The 18,100-nt window shown below is 76.4% G+C and carries 13 protein-coding genes; 7 read left to right on the top strand and 6 right to left on the bottom strand.

Going from position 1 to position 18,100, the window contains the following annotated elements; all coding sequences use genetic code 11:
- Positions 1-11: 11 nt before the first annotated feature.
- Positions 12-761: an exodeoxyribonuclease III gene (locus tag AMOR_RS10205; protein ID WP_248360706.1), complete on the bottom strand. Its 750-nt coding sequence runs from the start codon at positions 759-761 to the stop codon at positions 12-14.
- Positions 762-886: 125 nt separating this feature from the next.
- Between AMOR_RS10205 and AMOR_RS10200 the strand changes: the two genes are divergently transcribed.
- From AMOR_RS10200 to AMOR_RS10175, 6 genes are all read left to right on the top strand, one after another.
- On the top strand, positions 887-1,384 hold the full coding sequence (locus AMOR_RS10200; protein WP_248360705.1) for an ATP-binding protein: 498 nt from the start codon (positions 887-889) through the stop codon (positions 1,382-1,384).
- A complete protein-coding gene (locus AMOR_RS10195; protein ID WP_248360704.1) occupies positions 1,381-1,755 on the top strand; it encodes a hypothetical protein in 375 nt (124 codons plus the stop codon). Before AMOR_RS10200 ends, AMOR_RS10195 begins: the two co-directional genes overlap by 4 nt.
- A complete protein-coding gene (locus AMOR_RS10190) occupies positions 1,727-3,142 on the top strand; it encodes a class I SAM-dependent methyltransferase (RefSeq protein ID WP_248360703.1) in 1,416 nt (471 codons plus the stop codon). The genes AMOR_RS10195 and AMOR_RS10190 overlap by 29 nt, the downstream gene beginning before the upstream one ends.
- Before the next feature lie 95 nt (positions 3,143-3,237).
- The gene (locus AMOR_RS10185) at positions 3,238-4,626 is read left to right on the top strand and encodes a PP2C family protein-serine/threonine phosphatase (RefSeq protein WP_248360702.1); all 1,389 of its coding nucleotides are present in this window, start codon (positions 3,238-3,240) and stop codon (positions 4,624-4,626) included.
- A gap of 199 nt (positions 4,627-4,825) precedes the next feature.
- Positions 4,826-5,197 carry a cupin domain-containing protein gene (locus AMOR_RS10180; RefSeq protein ID WP_248360701.1) on the top strand — a complete coding sequence of 124 codons (372 nt, stop codon included), beginning with the start codon at positions 4,826-4,828 and terminating at the stop codon, positions 5,195-5,197.
- Complete coding sequence (locus AMOR_RS10175; protein WP_248360700.1) at positions 5,194-6,774, top strand: DUF438 domain-containing protein; 1,581 nt, start codon at positions 5,194-5,196, stop codon at positions 6,772-6,774. Before AMOR_RS10180 ends, AMOR_RS10175 begins: the two co-directional genes overlap by 4 nt.
- A gap of 286 nt (positions 6,775-7,060) precedes the next feature.
- On the opposite strand, the gene AMOR_RS10170 is transcribed toward AMOR_RS10175, so the two are convergent.
- Both AMOR_RS10170 and AMOR_RS10165 read right to left on the bottom strand, forming a co-directional pair.
- A complete protein-coding gene (locus tag AMOR_RS10170; protein WP_248360699.1) occupies positions 7,061-10,777 on the bottom strand; it encodes an AAA family ATPase in 3,717 nt (1,238 codons plus the stop codon).
- Complete coding sequence (locus tag AMOR_RS10165) at positions 10,774-12,015, bottom strand: exonuclease SbcCD subunit D C-terminal domain-containing protein (protein WP_248360698.1); 1,242 nt, start codon at positions 12,013-12,015, stop codon at positions 10,774-10,776. Before AMOR_RS10165 ends, AMOR_RS10170 begins: the two co-directional genes overlap by 4 nt.
- Positions 12,016-12,555: 540 nt before the next feature.
- Here AMOR_RS10165 and AMOR_RS10160 point away from each other — a divergent pair.
- The gene (locus AMOR_RS10160) at positions 12,556-13,455 is read left to right on the top strand and encodes a serine/threonine-protein kinase (protein ID WP_248360697.1); all 900 of its coding nucleotides are present in this window, start codon (positions 12,556-12,558) and stop codon (positions 13,453-13,455) included.
- A 4-nt stretch (positions 13,456-13,459) separates the two neighbouring features.
- Here the strand turns inward: AMOR_RS10160 and AMOR_RS10155 are convergent, their stop codons facing one another.
- From AMOR_RS10155 to AMOR_RS10145, 3 genes are all read right to left on the bottom strand, one after another.
- Positions 13,460-14,449 carry an MvdC/MvdD family ATP grasp protein gene (locus AMOR_RS10155; RefSeq protein ID WP_248360696.1) on the bottom strand — a complete coding sequence of 330 codons (990 nt, stop codon included), beginning with the start codon at positions 14,447-14,449 and terminating at the stop codon, positions 13,460-13,462.
- Positions 14,440-14,943 carry a hypothetical protein gene (locus AMOR_RS10150; protein ID WP_248360695.1) on the bottom strand — a complete coding sequence of 168 codons (504 nt, stop codon included), beginning with the start codon at positions 14,941-14,943 and terminating at the stop codon, positions 14,440-14,442. Before AMOR_RS10150 ends, AMOR_RS10155 begins: the two co-directional genes overlap by 10 nt.
- 83 nt (positions 14,944-15,026) lie before the next feature.
- Complete coding sequence (locus tag AMOR_RS10145) at positions 15,027-17,969, bottom strand: serine/threonine-protein kinase (protein ID WP_248360694.1); 2,943 nt, start codon at positions 17,967-17,969, stop codon at positions 15,027-15,029.
- Between the last annotated feature and the right edge of the window lie 131 nt (positions 17,970-18,100).

The raw sequence follows: 18,100 nt of genomic DNA, 5'->3' as shown, positions 1-18,100 counted from the left end.
CCCGCGATCCCTCAGGCCCGGAACTCGGCCACGACCGGCGCGTGATCGCTCGTGCCGAAGTCGGCGAGCACCGCGCAGCGGCTCGTCGCCTGGGCGAGGGCGGTGCTCGCGAGGACGTAGTCGATGCGCCAGCCGATGTTCCGCTGCCGCAGGTTCCGCCAGGGCGCCCACCAGGTGAAGAGGCCGTCGTTCGCGGGGTCCATCGCGCGGCCGACGTCGACGAGGCCGTGCGAGAGGATCTTCTCGAGCAGCGCACGCTCGTCGGGACGCTGGCCGACCAGGCCGGCCTTCCGCTCCTTCGGGTGCACGTCCTGATCCGTGCGCGCGACGTTCAGGTCTCCGCAGAGCACCAGCCGCCGGCCCGCCGCGTGGGCGTCGGCCGCGAAGCGCTCCATCGCCTCCAGGAACCGGAGCTTCGCGGGAAAGTCCTTGCCGCCGTTCGGGACGTACACCGACGCGAAGGTGACGCCGCCGACGTCCACCGTCGCGATGCGGGTCTCGGTGTCGAAGGCCGGGTGCACGAACGCGGGCCGCTCCGGCGCGACGTCGCGCCGGACGTGCAGCGCGACGCCGGAGTAGGCCGACGCGCCGTGCCAGAGGCACCAGTAGCCGTCGAGGTCGCACAGGGCCGCCGGGACCTTCGAGGGCGGCGCCTTGATCTCCTGGAGGCAGACCACGTCGGGGTGCTCGCGCGCGACCCATTCCAGGACCTGGGCCTCCCGGGCCCGGATACCGTTCACGTTCCAGGTCCCGATCTTCACGGCGCCCTCTCGCACGCTCTTAACGCCCGGGATCCCGGATTTCTCGCGCGGACGCCGGCGTACTACAATCGCGGTACAGCACGACACCGGGGGGTGTGCGTTTGAGCCTGGTCACGAGCGAGGCCGTGGATACGAATGCCCTGGAGCTGACGTTGCCGCCGGACTGGGCCGCCGTGAAGGCGGTCTGGGAGCCGTGCCGGTCCATGCTCGAGGAGGCGGGGCTGGGGCCGGACGAGGCGTATGCGATCTCGATGGTGGCGCAGGAGCTGCTCGAGAACGCGGTGAAGTACGGCGCGTTCGGGCCCGGCGAGGCGGTCCGGATCCGGGTGCGGGTCGAGCGCGATGACGTGACCGTCGAGGTCGCGAGCCGCCTCGGCGTGGACGACGCCCACCTGCGCGTCTTCGACCGGACCGTGCAGTGGATCCGCAGCTTCCAGGATCCGTTCGAGGCCTACGTCGAGCGCCTGAAGCAGGTCTCGTCGGAGCCGTACGCTCACGGGAAGAGCGGGCTCGGGCTCACGCGCATCGCCTACGAGGGCCGCTGCGTCCTCGACTTCTACGTGGACTCTGGGAACACGCTCGCCGTCTCCGCGGTGTACCGCCGCGAGGGAGAGACCGCATGACCGATGTGGTGAACCGGTACGTCGAGGGCGACCTCGCCCTCGAGGTGTCGCAGTCGCCGGGCGAGGTCCGGGTGGTCTGGCGCGGCAAGAGCGCGGATCGCGAGCCGGGGCGGTTCCTCGTGCCGGTGCTCGCGGAGGTGCTGGAGCGGGCGCGCACCGCGAACGCGAAGCTCGTCCACGACTTCTCGCCGCTCGAGTACATGAACTCCTCCACGTTCACGCCGGTGGTGAAGGCCGTCGACGAGGCGCGCCGCGCCGGCGTGACCCTCGTGCTCGAGTACAGCCTCGCGCGCAAGTGGCAGGCCCTCTCCTTCAGCGCCCTTCGCACCTTCGAGACCCAGGATGGCCGCATCTCGGTCCACGGCCGGTGAGCTCGTGCCCCCCGAGGCGCGCCTCCGCGTCACCCTCGAGGTGAACGGCGAGGCCGTGCCCGCCGCCGTCGCGGCGGCGAGCCGGCTCTCGCTGCACGTGGACCTGGACGTGCTCCTCGCCGAGGACGCGGTGGAGGGCGTGTACCTGCGCGCGGACCTGCCGTCGGGCCCGGCGCGGCTCGGGCCCGGGCGCCTCCTCCGCGGCGTGCGGGGCGGCCCGCACCGGCTCGTGTTCACCGGGAACCTGCACGACTGTCACGCGCTCGTGAACGACGGCCGCGTGGTCGACCTGCGGAGCTGGTTCGACAACGTGCCGGTGGTGCTCGCGCAGAAGGAGCGGATCCGGCCGGAGTTCCGCGCCCACGTCGCCGACGTCGCGTACGACCTCTCGGTGTGGCGGCGCTTCTTCGACGAGCAGGACCGCGTGCTCGTCTCGGAGCCGGCCGACGTCGCGCAGGCCGCGCGCGAGGCCCTCCTCGCCACCGAGGGCCGGCGCTTCATGGCCTACCTCGACACGAAGGTGCAGGAGCTCGGGCAGATCGTCCGGCACTACACGAAGGAGGACCACGAGCGGCACGGGTTCTACCTGCGCCGCCACCTCTGGCCGTACCTGCTCGCGTCGGAGTTCATGAAGCGGACGAACCTGAAGCCGTCCGGCTACGCCGGCGACGCGGAGCTGATGGTGATGATCTACGCCGACGAGTACGTCGGCGCGTCCACCTTCAACCAGCTCATGCACAAGCACGGCATCGAGACCGCGGCCGCGCAGGCGGTCCGGAACCGCCGCCGCCTCGTGCCGGCCATGCTCCGCGAGATCCACGCGCGCTTCCCGGGCCTCGGCCCGCGCGGCTTCCGGTTCCTCTCCCTCGCCTGCGGCCCCGCCTGCGAGCTCGACGACGTCTTCCTCGGGGCCGAGGACGCCGCCCGCTTCGACGTGTCGCTCCTCGACCAGGATCCGCACGCGCTCGAGCTCGCGCGCGGCACGGTCCGGCGCATCGAGGCGCGCCTCCGCGGTGGCCTCGCGGTCCACTACCACCAGGACTCGGTCCGGACCATGCTCCGGACCCGCGACCTGCGGCGGCGCTTCGGGGAGCACCACTTCGTCTACTCGATGGGGCTCTTCGACTACCTCACGCAGCCGGTGGCGAAGGCCGTGCTCGCGAAGACGTACGAGCTCCTCGTCCCCGGCGGCATCCTCGTCGTCGGCAACTTCCACGTCCAGACCGCGACCCGGCTCCACATGGACTACTGGGGCGACTGGCCCCTCACCTACCGCACCGAGGAGAGCCTCCGCGCGCTCGCGGACGGCCTCGACGCCGCCTCGGTGTCCATCGGCTTCGACGAGACCCGCTGCCAGATGTTCCTGCGCCTGGAGAAGCCCGCCTGACCGCATCCCGCACACGCCTGGGCGGCGCGCCGCCGAGCGACTTCGACCTGTATCACGATGGCCTCGTCCACCGGTGGTGCGGGACGGTCGCGCTCATGGCGGCGGTCCTCGTCCCGCTCTTCCTCGTGCTGGACTGGTTCACGATGCCGCCCGAGCTCTTCGGGCGGTTCGCCACCTACCGCTTCGCCGTGACCGGCTTCATGGTCGTGCAGCTCGTCACGATCCGGCTCACGCACGCCTCTCGGTGGTCGTTCCTCCACGGGTTCGCGTTCACCGTCATCGTCGGCGGGATGATCACGTGGATGACGGTCGACCTCGGCGGCTTCGACTCGTCGTACTACGCCGGGCTGAACCTCATCATCGCGGCGAACCTGCTCATCCCCTGGCGCACGTCGTACGCGGCGGCGAACTCGCTCCTCACGGTGATGATGTACGTCCTCGTGAACGCGATCTGGGGCGGTCCGTTCCATGTCGCCGCGCTGGTGAACAACCTCTTCTTCCTCGGCTCGATGGTCGTCGCGGCCATCGCGACCGCCACCGCGAAGTTCGAGCTCATCGAGAACGAGTTCGCGGCCCGCACGGATCTCCTCGAGGCGAACCAGAACCTCGAGCGCTCCCGCGCCGAGCTCAAGTCGGCGCGCGACGCCCTCTGGGGCGAGATGGAGGTCGCGAAGCGGATCCAGACCGCGCTGCTGCCGCAGAACCGGCGCGTGGGGGCCTACGACGTGGCGGCGCGGATGCTCCCCGCCGCCGAGGTGGGCGGCGACTACTACGACATCGTCGAGGCGGGGGAGGGGCGGCACTGGATCGCCATCGGCGACGTGTCCGGCCACGGCGTCGAGTCCGGCCTCGTCATGATGATGACGCAGACGAGCATCCTCTCGCTCGTCCGCGAGAACCCGGCCCTCGGACCGGCCGACGTGTTCCACCACGTGAACGGCGTCCTGCTCGAGAACATCTCGCGCCTCCGCGCGAGCCGCTACATGACGCTGAACGTCGTGCGGCTCGAGGACGACCAGCTCGTCCTCGCCGGCAAGCACCAGGACGTCCTCGTCTGGCGCGCCGCCACCGGCCAGGTCGAGACGGTGTCGAACGAGGGGTGCTGGCTCGGCGTCGTCGAGGACACGCGCCGCGCCGTGCGGGACCAGGCGGTGCCGATGCACGAGGGCGACGTCGCGCTCTTCTACACGGACGGCGCCACCGAGGCGATGAGCGCGTCCGGCGAGATGTTCGGCGAGGGTCGGCTCGCCGCCGCGCTCGCGCGCGTGGCCTCGGGCCCGCTCGACCGGGCCATCGAGTCGCTCTTCGCCGAGCTGGCCGCGTTCCGGGCGCAGCTCGTCGACGACGTGACGCTCCTCCTCGTCCGGCGCTCGACGCTCGCCGCCGCCGGCGCCCTGGACGGGGCCGCGTCCGCGCAGGAAGGCGAGGAGGGCGACGCCGCCGCGGTCCGGGCGCTGCCGGCCCGCTCGCGACGCCGCGCCTGAGGCACCGCTGCGGCGGTGCAACGAGGACGCGGTGCCGCGTTCACCCGGATTTCGGTGACCACGTCCGCGCCTCGCGCCGGATCGCCCTGATCTCGCGTGGTTCCGCCGCTGGCCGGGTCCTTGCTCTTCTCCCTGGCAGAACGACGGCGCGTGCGGTGCGGCCCTCCCGCTCGCCCGCGCCCGAGAGGAGCGAGCGAACATGGCAGCGACGGCAGCCCTCAAGGTGGTCGAGCCCGCGGCAGCGGTCCCGCCCGCGCGCGCGGTGCGGCTCGAGGACGAGGTCCAGTACGCGCCCGGCGCGGTGGTGAGCCGGACGATCGCGAAGTCGCGCGGCGGGACGCTCACCCTCTTCGCGTTCGACGCCGGCGAGGAGCTCTCGGAGCACACCGCGCCGTTCGACGCCTTCGTGCAGGTGCTCGACGGCGAGGTGGAGCTCACCATCGGTGGCGCGCCGGTGCGCGCCCGCGCCGGAGAGACGGTGCGGATGCCGGCGCACGTCGCGCACGCGGTGAAGGCTCGCACCCGCTTCAAGATGCTCCTCGCGATGGTCCGCGATCCGGAGGCCCGGTGAGCGAGCTCATCGAGACGGGCGCGCCGGATCGGAAGGACGTCCTGAAGCGGCTCATCCTCGACCTGCACGCCGGCACCACGCCGGACGTGGTCCAGCGGCAGCTGGTGCGCCTCCTCGGCCAGGTGCCGTACGGCCTGGTGGTGGAGGTGGAGCAGGAGCTCGTCGAGGACGGGATGCCTCCGGAGGAGGTGACGCGCCTCTGCCACCTGCACTCGGCGGCGCTCTCGGGGGCGATCGACACGTCCCTCGCGCGTCGGCCGCCCCCGGGCCACCCCGCCCAGATCCTCTCCGCGGAGAACGCCGCGCTCCTCCGCGAGGCGGGCGCCCTGCTCCACCTCTGCGGCCGCATCGAGGTCCTCGCCGACGGCGACGACGCGGGGCCGGACCTCCTCTCCGCGCGCGTCCGCGTGAACGCGCTCGCGGACGTGGAGAAGCACTACCAGCGCAAGGAGCACCTCCTCTTCCCGTTCCTCGAGGCCCACGGGATCACCGCGCCGCCCCAGGTGATGTGGGGCAAGCACGACGAGGCGCGGGCGCTCCTCCGCGGCGCGCTCGCGGCGCTGGCGAGCGCGTCGGGCGCGACGGCGGCGCGGGCCATCGCGGAGGGCTCGCTCCAGCCGTTCGCCGAGGCGATCCGGGACATGGTGGACAAGGAGGAGAAGATCCTCCTCCCCATGTGCCTCGACGTGCTCGAGGAGCGGGAGTGGTGGGAGATCGCCCGCCAGAGCGACGAGCTCGGGTGGTGCCTCGTGGAGCCGGAGGCGGAGTGGCGCCCCGCGGGCGTCGCGGTCGACGAGGCCGCCGCCGGGGCCGGGAAGGTGCGCCTCCCCACCGGCACGCTCGCCCACGCCCAGCTCGAGGCCATCCTCGGCGCGCTCCCGCTCGACGCGACGTTTGTCGACGCGGAGGATCGCGTGCGGTGGTTCAGCCACGGCAAGGACCGCGTGTTCTCGCGGTCCAGGGCGGTGCTCGGGCGCAAGGTGCAGCTCTGCCACCCGCCCTCGTCCGTCGGGACCGTCGAGCGGATCCTGGACGGCTTCAAGGCCGGCACCCACGACACCGCGGCGTTCTGGATCCAGCACCGCGAGCGCTTCGTCCACATCGAGTACCGCGCGCTCCGCGGCGCGGACGGCGGCTACCTCGGCTGCCTGGAGATGACGCAGGACCTCACGGAGAAGCGCGCCCTCCAGGGCGAGCAGCGGCTCCTCGCGTGGCAGGCGCCGACGGCGCCCGAGCCGCAGCCCGCGCGGACGCCGGCGGACGGGCACGGCTGCGCTCACGCGACCGCGGGCGGGCCGACGGCCGCCGCGCCGCCGTCGGGGCCGCGGCCGGCCTGGGTGGAGGCGGTCCGGGTGGTGTCCACGCTCGACGCGCGGCCGCTGCTCGCGACCGGCGCGCACCCGGTGGGCCAGGTCATGGCGGCGCTCGGCGGGCTCGCGGAAGGCGAGGCGTTCGTGCTGGTCACGCCGTTCGTCCCGGGGCCGCTCCTCGAGAAGGCGCAGGCGATCGGGTGCGTCGCGCACTCGGAGGCCGGCGCGGCGGGGGAGTTCAGGACGTGGTTTGGGAGGGTGGGGTAGACGCGGCGGATCTCGGTCCCGTTTCCGTTACCGTTGCCGTTACCGTCACCGAGCCCGTTCCCGCCTCCCGTGTCCCGTGTCCCCCGGCCCGCGCCGGTTTCCCGTTCACCGAGGGTGCTACACGGGCACATGGTTGATGACAAAGCGGTCTGAAACGCCACCCGTGTGCCTGTATTGGCCCCAGGGCACGGGACACGGGACACGGGACACGGGTCACGTCAACGGGGGCGGTAACGGAAACGGGCAACGGTAACGGAAACGGTGCCGCGGTTCGCCCGCCGCTCGTCTATTCCGTCGGCAGCACGATCCTGCTCCGCCCCGACGAGATCCGCTCCACCGTCACGCGGACCCCGATGCGCTCGTGCAGCTCCGGGACGTGCGAGATCACGCCGATGGTCCGGCCGCTCGCGCGCAGCCCGTCGAGCGCCGCCATCGCGTGCTCGAGCGTGTCCCGGTCGAGCGTGCCGAAGCCCTCGTCGATGAAGAGGGTCCGCGCGAACGTGGCGCGCGCCGACAGCGAGGCGAGCCCGAGCGCGAGCGCGAGGGAGACGAGGAACAGCTCGCCGCCCGAGAGGCCGTTCACGGTGCGGACCTCGTCGCCGAGATCCTGATCGACGACCTGCAGCTCGAGGTCCGCGCCCGGCACGCGCATCAGCCGGTAACGGCGGGCGAGCTCGGCGAGGTGGTGGTTCGCGGCGTCGATGAGCGCCTGCAGCGCGAGCCCCTGGGCGAAGACGCGGAGCTTCTTGCCGTCCGCCGCCCCGATCACCTGGCCGAGGCGCGCCCACCGCTCGGCGACGGCGCGCTGGCGCGCGAGCTGGTCGGCGAGCCCGGCCATCCGCTGCCGCGCGTCCTCGTCCTGGCGGAGCGCGAGCTGGACCTCCCCGAGCTCCTCCGCCGCCGCCTTCTCCTCGGCGCCCGCCGCGTCGCGCCGCTCGACGGCCGCGGCGGGATCGCCGTCGGGGCGCCCCTCCGCCGCGTGGCCGTCGCGCTGCCGGACCCGCTCGGCGAGCGACGCCGACGCGCGCTCGGCGGCGAGCCGGAGCCGGTCGAGCTCCGCGCGCCGTGAGGCGACGAAGGCCCGCCCGCGGGCGAGGCGCTCCGCCAGCGCGGACCGGTCGATCCCGAGCGTCGCCAGCGCGGCGGCGAGCGCGGCGAGCGCGCCCTCCGCCTCCGCGCGCGCTGCATCGAGCGCGGCCGCCGCGCTCTCCCGCTCCTGGGTGGCCTTCGCGGCCGCCTCCGCCGCGCGGGCGACCTCGACCCGAGCTGCGTCGAGCGCGACCCGGGCGTGCTCCGCCGCGTCGCGGAGCGCCGTCTCCACCTCGCGGGCGTCGCGGCCGTCGAGCACCGCCGTGCGCGCCGCGCGGGCGCTCGCGACGGCGTCCGCCGCGGCCGCGGCCGCGCGCGCCACCTCGCCCGCGCGTCCGGCGCGCTCCTCCACCCGCGCCCGCGCGGCCTCGAGCGCGGCGCCGCGGTCCGCCCGGCGCTCCACGGAATCCGCGAGGGTGCGGCCCTGATCGGCATGCGCCTCGGCGATGGCCTCGCAGCGGCGCGCGAACCGGGCCGCGTCCGCCCGGGCCTCGGCCGGCCATCCCGCCAGGAACCCGACCGCGGGCGCGAGGTCCGCCTCGAGCCGCTCGCGCTCGGCGGAGAGCCGCCCGGCCTCGCTCGCGCGGCGGGCCGCGTCGTCCGCCGCGGCCCGCGCGGCGTCGACGGCCGCCTGCCGCGCCGCCCGGGCCCGGTCGAGCGTGGTCCGGGCGCGCTCGGCCGCGGCCGCCTTCGCCCGGGCGTCGTCCGCGCGCCGGAGCGCCTCGCCCTGCGCCTTCTCCGCGCGCGCGAGCTCGGCCGCGGCCGCCTTTCCGAGCGCCTCGAGCGGCGCGCGCGCGCCGGCGACGGCGGACGGCACCGCGGGGTCGCCGAGCACCTCGTGTCCGCGGGCGTACCGGGCCGCCGCGTCCTCGACCTCGGCGGCGCGCGCCGCCGCTTCGGTTCGGGCCGCGGAGGCCTTCTCGTCGGTCTGCGCGACCTTCGCGGCGGCGTGCTCGCGCGCGGTCCGCGCCGCGCGGGCGGCCGTGTCGGCCTCGAGGACCTGCGCCTGGACGGCGGCGCGCGCCGACTGCTCCGGCGCGCCGCGGGCGAACGGGTGCTCGATCGCGCCGCAGACCGGGCACGGCTCGCCGTCCCGGAGCGTGCCGCGGAGCTCCTCCTGCGACAGCGCCAGCTCGAGCGCGCCGAGCGCCGCGCGCGCGCCGTCCGCCCGCGCCTCCGCGGCGATCGCCTCCCCGGCCGCCGCGTCGAGCGCCGCCCGCGCCGTCTCGCCGGCCGCCTTCGCCTCCGCGGCCCGCCGCTCCGCGTCGGCGCGCGCGGCCGCGGCGATCTCGGCCTGCCGCGCGTGGCCGTACAGCTCCCGGAGCGCCGCGGTGCGCGCGGCACCCGCCGCGACGGCGGCCGCGAGCGCCTTCGGATCGAGGGCCTCGGCGCCGGTGGCCGCAGCGTCGGCCTCCGCGCGCGCGGCCGCCTCCGCCGCCTCCGCGCGCGAGAGCGCGGCGCCCGCCTCGTCGGCCCGGCGCGCCTCGTCGGCCGCCTTCTCCTCGAGGGCGGCCCGCGCGCGCGCCGCGGCGTCGAGCGCCGACGTCCGCTCCGCGTGGTCGCGGAGCGCCGCGCGCCATCGGCCCCACTCCGACGCGAGCGGCCGCTCCGCGGCGTGCGCCAGGAGCCACGCCTCGGCGCGTTCCCGCTCGGCGTCCGCCCGCGCCACCTCGGAGACGAGGGCGTCCCGCGCGGTCGCCGCCTCGCCGGCCTCCCCCCGAGCCCGCGCGGCAGCCGCCTCCGCCTCGGCGGCGCGGGCCGCGGCTCCGGCCACCTCCGCGTCGAGGCGGCGGGCCTCGGCGAGCGCGGGTCGCGCGGCCTCGAGCGCCGTCGCCGCCAGGTCCCAGGCCGCCCGCGCCTCGCCCTCGCGCGCCACCGCCGCCCCGCGCACGCCCCCGGCGGCGGCGACCGCGCCGTCCGCCCGGAGCCGCCGCTCCTCGGCGCGCGCGAGCGCCTCCTCCGCACGGAGCGCGCCCTCGAGCGCGCCGCGGTGGGCCTCCGCGGCCTCGACGCCATCGATCTCCGCCTGGACGGGCGCGGCGCCCGCGAGCGCCGCGCGCGCCGCCGCCTCCGCGGCCTCGGCCTCCGCCGCCTCGCGTGCGAGCCGCGCCGCGGCCTCGTGCCAGGCGACGGCGGCGGCCGCGCGCTGGCCCGCGGCGCGTGCCTCGTCCCGCCGGAGCGCCAGCTGCTCGCGCCGGGCGAGGAGGGCCGTGCGGTCGCCGTCCGGCAGCACCCGGACCTCGCCGGCGCGGGCCTCGAGGGCGGCGAGCGCCTCGGCCTCCCGGCTCGTCCGCGCGTACGCCGCCTGGGACAGGCGCGAGTAGATCGCGGTCCCGGTCACGCGCTCCAGGATCGACGCCCGCTCGTCCGCGCTCGCGCGGAGGAAGTTCGTGAACTCGAACTGCGGGAGGACGACCGCGCGCTTGAACTCGTCGAAGGTGAACCCGACCTTCTCCTCGTTGAGGCGTGCCGCGGCCCCCTTCTCCGCGAGGATCTCGCCCCCGTCGAGGTCCGCGACGGTCATCACCTGGTGCTGGAGCGCCCCGTCGGCCCTCCCGCGGGCGCGCCGGACGCGCCAGGTCGCGCGGTAGCGCTTCCCGTCCACGCCCTCGTAGTCCACCTCGGCGGACGCTGCGGTGGCCCCGCGCGACACGAGCCCGCGGACGTCGTTCGCGTCGAGCCGCTCCCCCTCCTCCGACCAGCCCACCAGCACGCCCGCGCCCCGGTCCTTGAGCCGGGGCGTCCGCCCGTACAGCGCGAGGCAGAGGGCGTCGAGCAGGGTCGACTTGCCGGCGCCGGTCGGGCCCGAGATGGAGAACAGCCCCGCGCCCTGGATCGGCGCCTGGTCGAGCGGGAGCGCGAACGGACCGTACAGGCTCGCCAGGCTCTCGCCGCGGATCGCGAGGATCCTCACGGCGCCTCCCTCCGGACGTCGTCGAGCAGCTCGTGGAAGAGGGCGAGGAGGTCGTCGGGGAGGGGGTCCTGGTGCTCGCGCTCCCACTTCCGGCGGAGCACCTCCTCGGGCTCGAGCTCCGCGAGCGACCGGGTCTCGACGTCGCCGAGCGCGCGGCCGGTGCCGGTGAGCGCGGTGGCGATCCGGACGAGGCGGGCCTCCTTCCCGTCCATCGCCGCCTCGAGCTTCGCCCGGAGCGACGGCTCGGGCCGATCGAGCCGCACCTTCACCTCGAGGAGCGGCCGCGCCGACTCCGGGCCGTCGCCGCGCCGCGGCAGCGCGGCGATCGCGTCGAGGACGGCGTCGAGCGGCGCGGGGTCCTTGCCGGCGGGGATCGACGCGAGCGCGACGGGGCGTGGCGCCGCGAGCCGGCGGCAGGAGACGAGCGCCCCGGCCTCGAGGTCCGCGAGCACCACGCCGTGCTCGTACGCGCGCTCGTCGAACGAGAGCGGCAGGACGGAACCCGCGTAGCGGACGCCCTCGCGGGCGCCGACGGGCTGCGCGAGGTGGAGGTGCCCGAGCGCGACGTAGGCGACGTCGTCCGGGAACACGTCGGCCGGGATCGCCGCCTCGTTGCCGAGGACGAGCTTCCGCTCCGACAGCTCGGAGACGGTCCCGCCCACGGCGTAGAGGTGGCCGGTCGCGAGCAGCGCCTGGCCCGGCGCGCGCCGGGCGCGGGCGCGCTCGACGGCGCCGGCGTAGAGCGCGCGGACCGCCCCGACCGGATCGTCGGCCGCGCCCGGGCCGAGGTCGGCGAGGCGGAGGAAGGGCACCGCGGCGACCCACGCCGCGGTCGCGCCGGTCGCGTCCTCGAGCGGCACCACGAGCGCGTCCAGGTCGGGCGCGCCGCCCGCGCGGCGGACGGCCCCGACGACATGGAGGCGACCCAGGGCGCGGAGCAGCGGATCGACCGCCTCGAGCCGCGCCGGCGAGTCGTGATTGCCGGCGACGACGACGATCTGGAGGCGCGGGAGCGTCCGCCAGGCCTCCGCGAGGAAGCGGTACCACTGCTCGAGCGCCGAGGACGGCGGGTTCGCGCCGTCGAAGACGTCCCCCGCGACGAGCAGGACGTCGACGTGCTCCCGGGCGAGCGTCTCGAGGAGCCAGGCCAGGAAGACGGCGTGCTCGGGGCCGCGCTCCACGCCGTGGAGTGTGTGCCCGAGGTGCCAGTCGGAGGTGTGGAGGAGGCGGAGCGGCATCGGCGACGGGTAAGAGGATACGCGGCGGTCGGACATGGTCGGCGCAGCACGCAGCCCGCGCGGGGGCGGGTTCCCCGTGCCTGTGCCCGTGCCCGTGCCCGTGCCCGTGCCCGTACACGTACACGTACACGTGCCCGTACACGTGCCCGAGTCTCTCCGTGCCCGTGACCCGCTTCCCGTGGCCCGTGGGCCCTGGCCCGTTCCCGACGGGGCCGCGGGCGGGCCCCCCTCACCCCGGCCCTCTCCCCCCGCAAAAGCGCGGGGGGAGAGGGAGGACGTCATTCTTCGAGCGCGATCCGACCCCGACCGACCGCGATCGACGGAGCCGCGGGCGGCCCCCCTCACCCCGGCCCTCCCCCGCAAAAAGCGCGGGGGGAGAGGGAGGACGTCATTCTTCGACCGCGATCCGACCCCGGCCGGCCGCGACTCCACGCCGAGAGGTTCCCGCTCCACCGGTCGCGCCGGGCCGCGACCGCCCTCACGATGGAGCTCGTGCTCGAGCCGGCGTGAGCACGACGCCCGCGGTGCTAGCATCGCGGCGTGCGTTACTGCGAGGGCCTCCCCAGCGCCGGGCTCCGGCCGCTCCGTCCGGAGGAGCGCGAGCAGATCCGTGCCGCTCGGCGCCGGCTCTGGCGGCGTGCCGCCGCGTCGCTCCTCGTCTTTCCCGGCGCCGTCGCGGCGCTCGTCGGCGTCGCCGCCACGGTGTCGGCGCTCGGCGTGCCGGACGTGATCGCCGGGTGGATCATCGGGCCGACCGCGCTGGTCGCCTTCCTCCTCGGCCTCCCGGTCACGATCCTGCTCGTGCGCGACGCGGTCCACGACGCGCGCGCGCTCGGGCGAGATCTCCGAGCCGGCGCCGTGGAGGAGTTCGGCGACGCTGCGCGGGGCGTCGCGGTCCTCCCTGCGAGCGAGCGCGTCATCCGGGTGAACGGGGCGGTGGTCCCGCCGGCGCGCAAGGCCCTCGTCGGCGAGGCGGCGCCCGGCGCGGGCGAGGCGACCTGGGCGGTACCGCGCGCGTCGATCCCGGAGCCGCTCCGCGGGTTCGAGTGGGCGCGCCGGCCGCTCGTGCCGGACGAGCGCGCCGAGGTCGAGCGGAGGGCCAGCGAGCTCCGGCGCGTCCCCGTCGCGCTCTCGGCCGGCACGGTGCTCGCCGTGGTGGCGATCCTGGACTCGATCCCCGACGGGCGCCGCGCGCCCGCGCCCACGGCGTTCCGGATCGTCGCGTGGCTGGCGATGTTCGGGTTCGGCTGGTACCGCATCCTCCGGCAGCGCGCGATCGGAGCGCGGCTCGCGCACGACGCGCGGGAGGGCTGGGTCGCGCGCGCGACGAGCGGCGACGCGACGGGCGTCGAGGTCCTGCCGGCGTCGGGCCTTCCCTGGGCGACGGGCGGCGCGCCCGCCGCATGGCGGCTCCACGCGTCGCGCCGGAAGAGGCGGTGATCCGCTAACGGGCCCCGCGTCGCGCGGCCCCGCCCCGGCGCCCGAGCAGCAGCTCCGCCACCGCCGCCGTGATCGGCAGCCCGGTCGCGTCCTCGACGAACAGCCACTGCCCCGCGGGGTTCACCTCGAGGAACAGGTGCTCGCCGTCGTCCCGGCGCCGCAGGTCGAAGGCGCCGTAGACGAGCCCGAGCCGATCCATCACCGCGCGGATCCCGGCCGCGACCGCCGGCGGGAGCCGGGCGGGGCGGGCGGTCCGGGCGGCCGCGGGCCAGTCCTGCCGGACGTCGTCCGGGAACGCGGTGTCCCGCGCGTCCACCTCCATCGCGAACAGCCGCCCGCCGACCGCGGTGACCCGGAGGTCCACCCCGTCCACGCGCTCCTGGAGGATCACCGGCGCGTGGCGGAGTGCGCCGAGCGCGGCCACGTCCCTCGCCGTCACCCGCCGGGTGAACGCGTGCCGGTCCGGTAACGGCGTGAGCGTCTTCAGCACCGCCGCCGGGGCGCCGTGCCGGGCCCCGCAGGCGCGGAGGAAGGCGCGCGCGCGGCCTGGGTCGCTCGTGACGAGCGTCCGCGGGACGGCGAGCCCGGCCGCGGCGGCGACCGCGAGCTGGTGGGGCTTGCGGGACGCGATCTCGGTGCGCACCGGATCGTTCACCCACCGCGTCCTCACGGACAGCCACAGCGCCGAGAACGCCGCGCTGGTCTCCGCGAGCGCGAAGCCCCGCAGCGCCGGCGGCCCGACCTCCGCCGGCAGCGCGAAGGGCGCCGGGCGGCGCCACCAGATCGCGCGGCAGCGGGAGACGTCGATCGTCCTGCGGCCGTCGCGGAGGACGAGCTGGCCCGGGCCGCGCTCGACCCCGAGCGCGATCGTGCCCCGGCGCGGGAAGCGCGAGAGGTCGAGGCGGATCAGCTCCTCGCCCCTCGCCGAGAGCGCGCGCGAGACCGCGGCCGCGTGGACGTCGTCCCGCGGCGCGACCGCGAGGATCACTTCCACCGCGTCGCGATGTGCGCGACCGCCTCCTCGATGGCGGCGCGGCGGGCCGGGTCGTCCGTCCCCTGGTGCGCCTCCGCGAGCGAGCGGAGCAGGCCGTTCCGGATGACCTTCGCCCACTTGCTGTCCGGCTCGCCCTTCGCGCAGAGCGCGTCGACGCCCTGGGCGAGCGCGCGGGGCAGCGACGGGAGCGCGGCGGCCTTCTTCATCGCCGTGACGGTGGCGCCGGTCGGGTCGGTGGCGTCGACGACGGAGTCGGTGAGGACGACGCTGAGCGTGGAAGGATCCTGCCCGGGGTCGCTCCCCCGCTGCATCATCGTGCTCACGCCCGAGGACGTCGTGGCGGTCGCCACCTTCGTGAGGGCCGCGCCGCGCGGGTAGAACGTCTCGAGCACGCCGCGGATCACGTCCGCGGCCTGCGGCGCGCCCATCGACTTGCCCCCGCCGACCTTCGCGCTGCCGCCGCGGCCCTTGCCGGGCGCCGTCTTCTTCGCCATGAGTCCCCCTGTCCTGGCGCCGTTCTCGTGGAGTGAATACGCGCCGGCGAAAGCTTACCGCGGACCCGAGCCGAAGGCATCCGTCACGGGCCTCCCTCGGGGAGTCGCGAAAGGAGGAGGTCGGCGGACCGGCGGAGCGGATCGTCGGGGTCGGCGCGCCGCCGGGACGCCCGGAGCCGCTCCGCCTCGGCGCGCGCCTCGGCCGTCCGGCCGAGGCGGGAGAGCGCCCCGGCCAGCTCGAGGCGGCTCCTCGCGAGCGTCCACGCCCGCCACCAGCCGACGGGCAGGTAGAGCCGCTGGAAGCGCTGCAGGGCCTCGACCCCCTCCGCGTCGCGGCCGGCGTCGAGGAGCGCCTCCCCGAGCAGGAAGGCCGGGACGTCCACCGGGAGCGGCGCGTCGCCCGCCCCTCGGTCGCGCAGGATCGCCCGGAGCGCGTCCACGCCGCCCGCCGGATCGCCGCCGCGCCAGCTCGCGATCGCAGCGTGGAGCCGGGCCGCGGGCGAGCCGGCCGGGAGCCGGGCCGCGAGCGTCCGGGCGCGGGCGAGATCGCCCGCGTACGCGAAGTGGACGGCGAGGGTGGCGGCGCGATCCGGATCGAGCGCCTGGATCCGCTCCGCCTCGGCGCGCAGCCCGGCGAGATCCCCGAACCCGAGGAGGAAGTGCGGCAGGCGCGCGTGATAGACGAAGAGGTCCTCGGCGCTCCGGGCGTCCGCGAGCGCGGCGGCGAGCTCCTCGCGGGCCTCCCTCGCGCGGCCCTCCGAGACGAGCAGCGCCGCGAGGCGGTAGCGCACCCGCGGCTCGGCGGGAAGCTGCTCGCGCAGGAGCGCCTCGGCGTCAGCGGTGCGCCCGGCGAAGACGTAAGCGGCGAAGAGATCCTCCCGCGCCGCGTCGCCCGCGCCCGCGTCGCGCTCCGCCTCCGCCGCGGCGATGGCGCCCGCCGCGTCGCCGAGCCACCCGCGCGCCTGCGAGAGCGCGTGTTGCCGCGCCGGGGTCGCCGGGGGCCGCGCCCACTCCGCCGCGAGCGCGGCGAGCCGGTCGGTGCGGCCCAGGCGGCCGAGCGCGTCGCAGAGGTGGTCGAGCGCGAGCTCGTGGCCGGGATCGAGCTCCACCACGCGCTCGAGCCACGGCACCGCCTTCTCGAGGTCGCCGCGGTAGTAGAGGTGGCTCGCCGCGGCGAACTGGACGCGCTTGTCGTCGGGGTACGCCAGCCCGAGCTTCTCGTACCGCTCGACGGCGGCCTCGTCCTTCCCCTCGAGGTGGTCGGACCAGGCGAGCACGAGCTCGCGCTCCTTCGGTGGCAGCCGCGCCGCGCCGGCGAGCGCCGGGGCGAGCAGCGCGCGCTGGCGCGCGAGCGGCGTCCCCTTCTCGACGCGCAGGAGCGCGAGCTCGTAGTGCGCGAGGGCGAAGCCGGGATCGATCGCGAGCGCGCGCTCGAAGTGCTCCGCGCAGCTCCCGCGGTACCAGCTCGCGCCCTGGGACGGCCGGTCCTCGCAGGCGAGGCCGTCGTAGTAGTGCCCGTACGCGTCGAGGCTCGCCGTGACCGAACGCTGGACCGGCTCCGAGGCGGCGCGCACCTCGTCGTCGCGCTCCTGCAGCTCGCGCCGCGCCCGCGCGGAGAGCCGGTCGACGACCTCCGGGACCTCGGCGAGCTTCCCGCAGCGCTCCTCGACGGCGAACAGGCGGTCGTCCGAGGCCGGGTCGAGCGCCTCGAGCGTGATCGCGTACACCGTGTCGAACCGACGGATCGTCGGGACGAGGACGGCGCGCGCGCCCGCCCGCCGGGCCACGTCGCGGATCACCCCCGGGTCGAGGCGCGCGGCGTCGCCGGCGCCCCCCTGCCGGACGAGGTCGAGCAGGCGCGTCCGCGTGAGGACGTGGAGGTGGCGCGACTGCTCGAGCGCGGTGCCGAGCAGCCCGGAGAGCCCGTCGAGCGCGCGCTCCCCGGTCTCGTTGGCGGCGTCCGCGAGCGCGACGGGGATGGGCGGCCCCGGCGGCGGCGCGCCGCGGCCGCCGAGCACGATCGCCGCGAGCCCCGCCGCGAGCGCGGCGGCGACGGCGGCGGCCATCGCCGTCCGCACGCGATGCGGGCGGTGCGCGAGGATCCGCTCCACCTCGAGGAGCGCCTCCTCCAGGGCGCGGCCGTCCCTGGGCCGCGCCTCGCGATCGCGCGCGATGGCCCGGGAGACCACCTTCCGGAGCGCCGGCGGCCCCGCGCGCGGCGGGAGCGCCGGCGGCGGCCCCGCGTCGAGCACGGCGCTCCGGCCCTCGACCACCGCGTACGGGCGCGTCCCGGTGACGAGCTGCCAGAGGATCACGCCGACCGCGAACACGTCCGAGCGCGCGTCCTCGGGCTCGCCGCGCCACTGCTCGGGCGCCATGTACGCCGGCGTGCCGCCGCCGGGCGAGGCCCCGCCGCCGAGGATCCGGGCGAGGCCGAAGTCGAGCACCTTCACGCGTCCGTCCTCGGTGAGGAAGACGTTCGACGGCTTGAGATCCCGGTGGATGACGCCACGCCCGTGCGCGTGCGCGAGCCCGCCCGCGATCTCCCGCGCGATCCGGACCGCGTCCGCGACCGGCACCGGCCCGCGGCGGAGCCGGTCCTCGAGCGTCTCGCCGGCGAGCAGCTCGTACACGAGGTAGAGGCTCCCCTCGAAGCGGCCGACGTCGTGGAGCGTCGTGATGGCCGGGTGGGCGAGCTGCGCGGCGGCGTCGGCCTCGTTGCGGAGCCACTCCTCGCCGAGCGCCGAGCGGAGGCGCTTCGCCGGGAGGACGAGCTTCAGCGCGACGCTCCGGCCCAGCTCGCGATCCCGCGCCTCGTACACGAGGCCGAAGCCGCCGCGGCCGACCTCGCGGAGGATCTCGAACCGTCCGCCGACGAGCGTCCCCGGCTTCGGCCCCGGGGGCGGCACGCCCTCCGGCTCCTCGAACGGGACGCGCACCAGCTCCGCGAGGAGCGCCGAGAGCCGCCCTGCGGCCACCGCGCCGCCGTCGTCGTCGCGCCGGGCCGGCCGTGGCTCCGGGTTCACCGCGCGGCCCTCCCCGTGAGCCGACCCCGAGCTGGCGTGTGGATCCTGCCCCGCGGGCGCGCAACGGCCTCCGCGCGCGCCATGCCGGCGCGCCCCTCGACCGCCGCCTCGCGGGCGGGACCCCTCGCATG

Origin of the sequence: Anaeromyxobacter oryzae, assembly GCF_023169945.1 — a bacterium.
Taxonomy (GTDB): Bacteria; Myxococcota; Myxococcia; order Myxococcales; family Anaeromyxobacteraceae; genus Anaeromyxobacter; species Anaeromyxobacter oryzae.
This window is presented reverse-complemented; position numbering and strand designations above follow the sequence as displayed.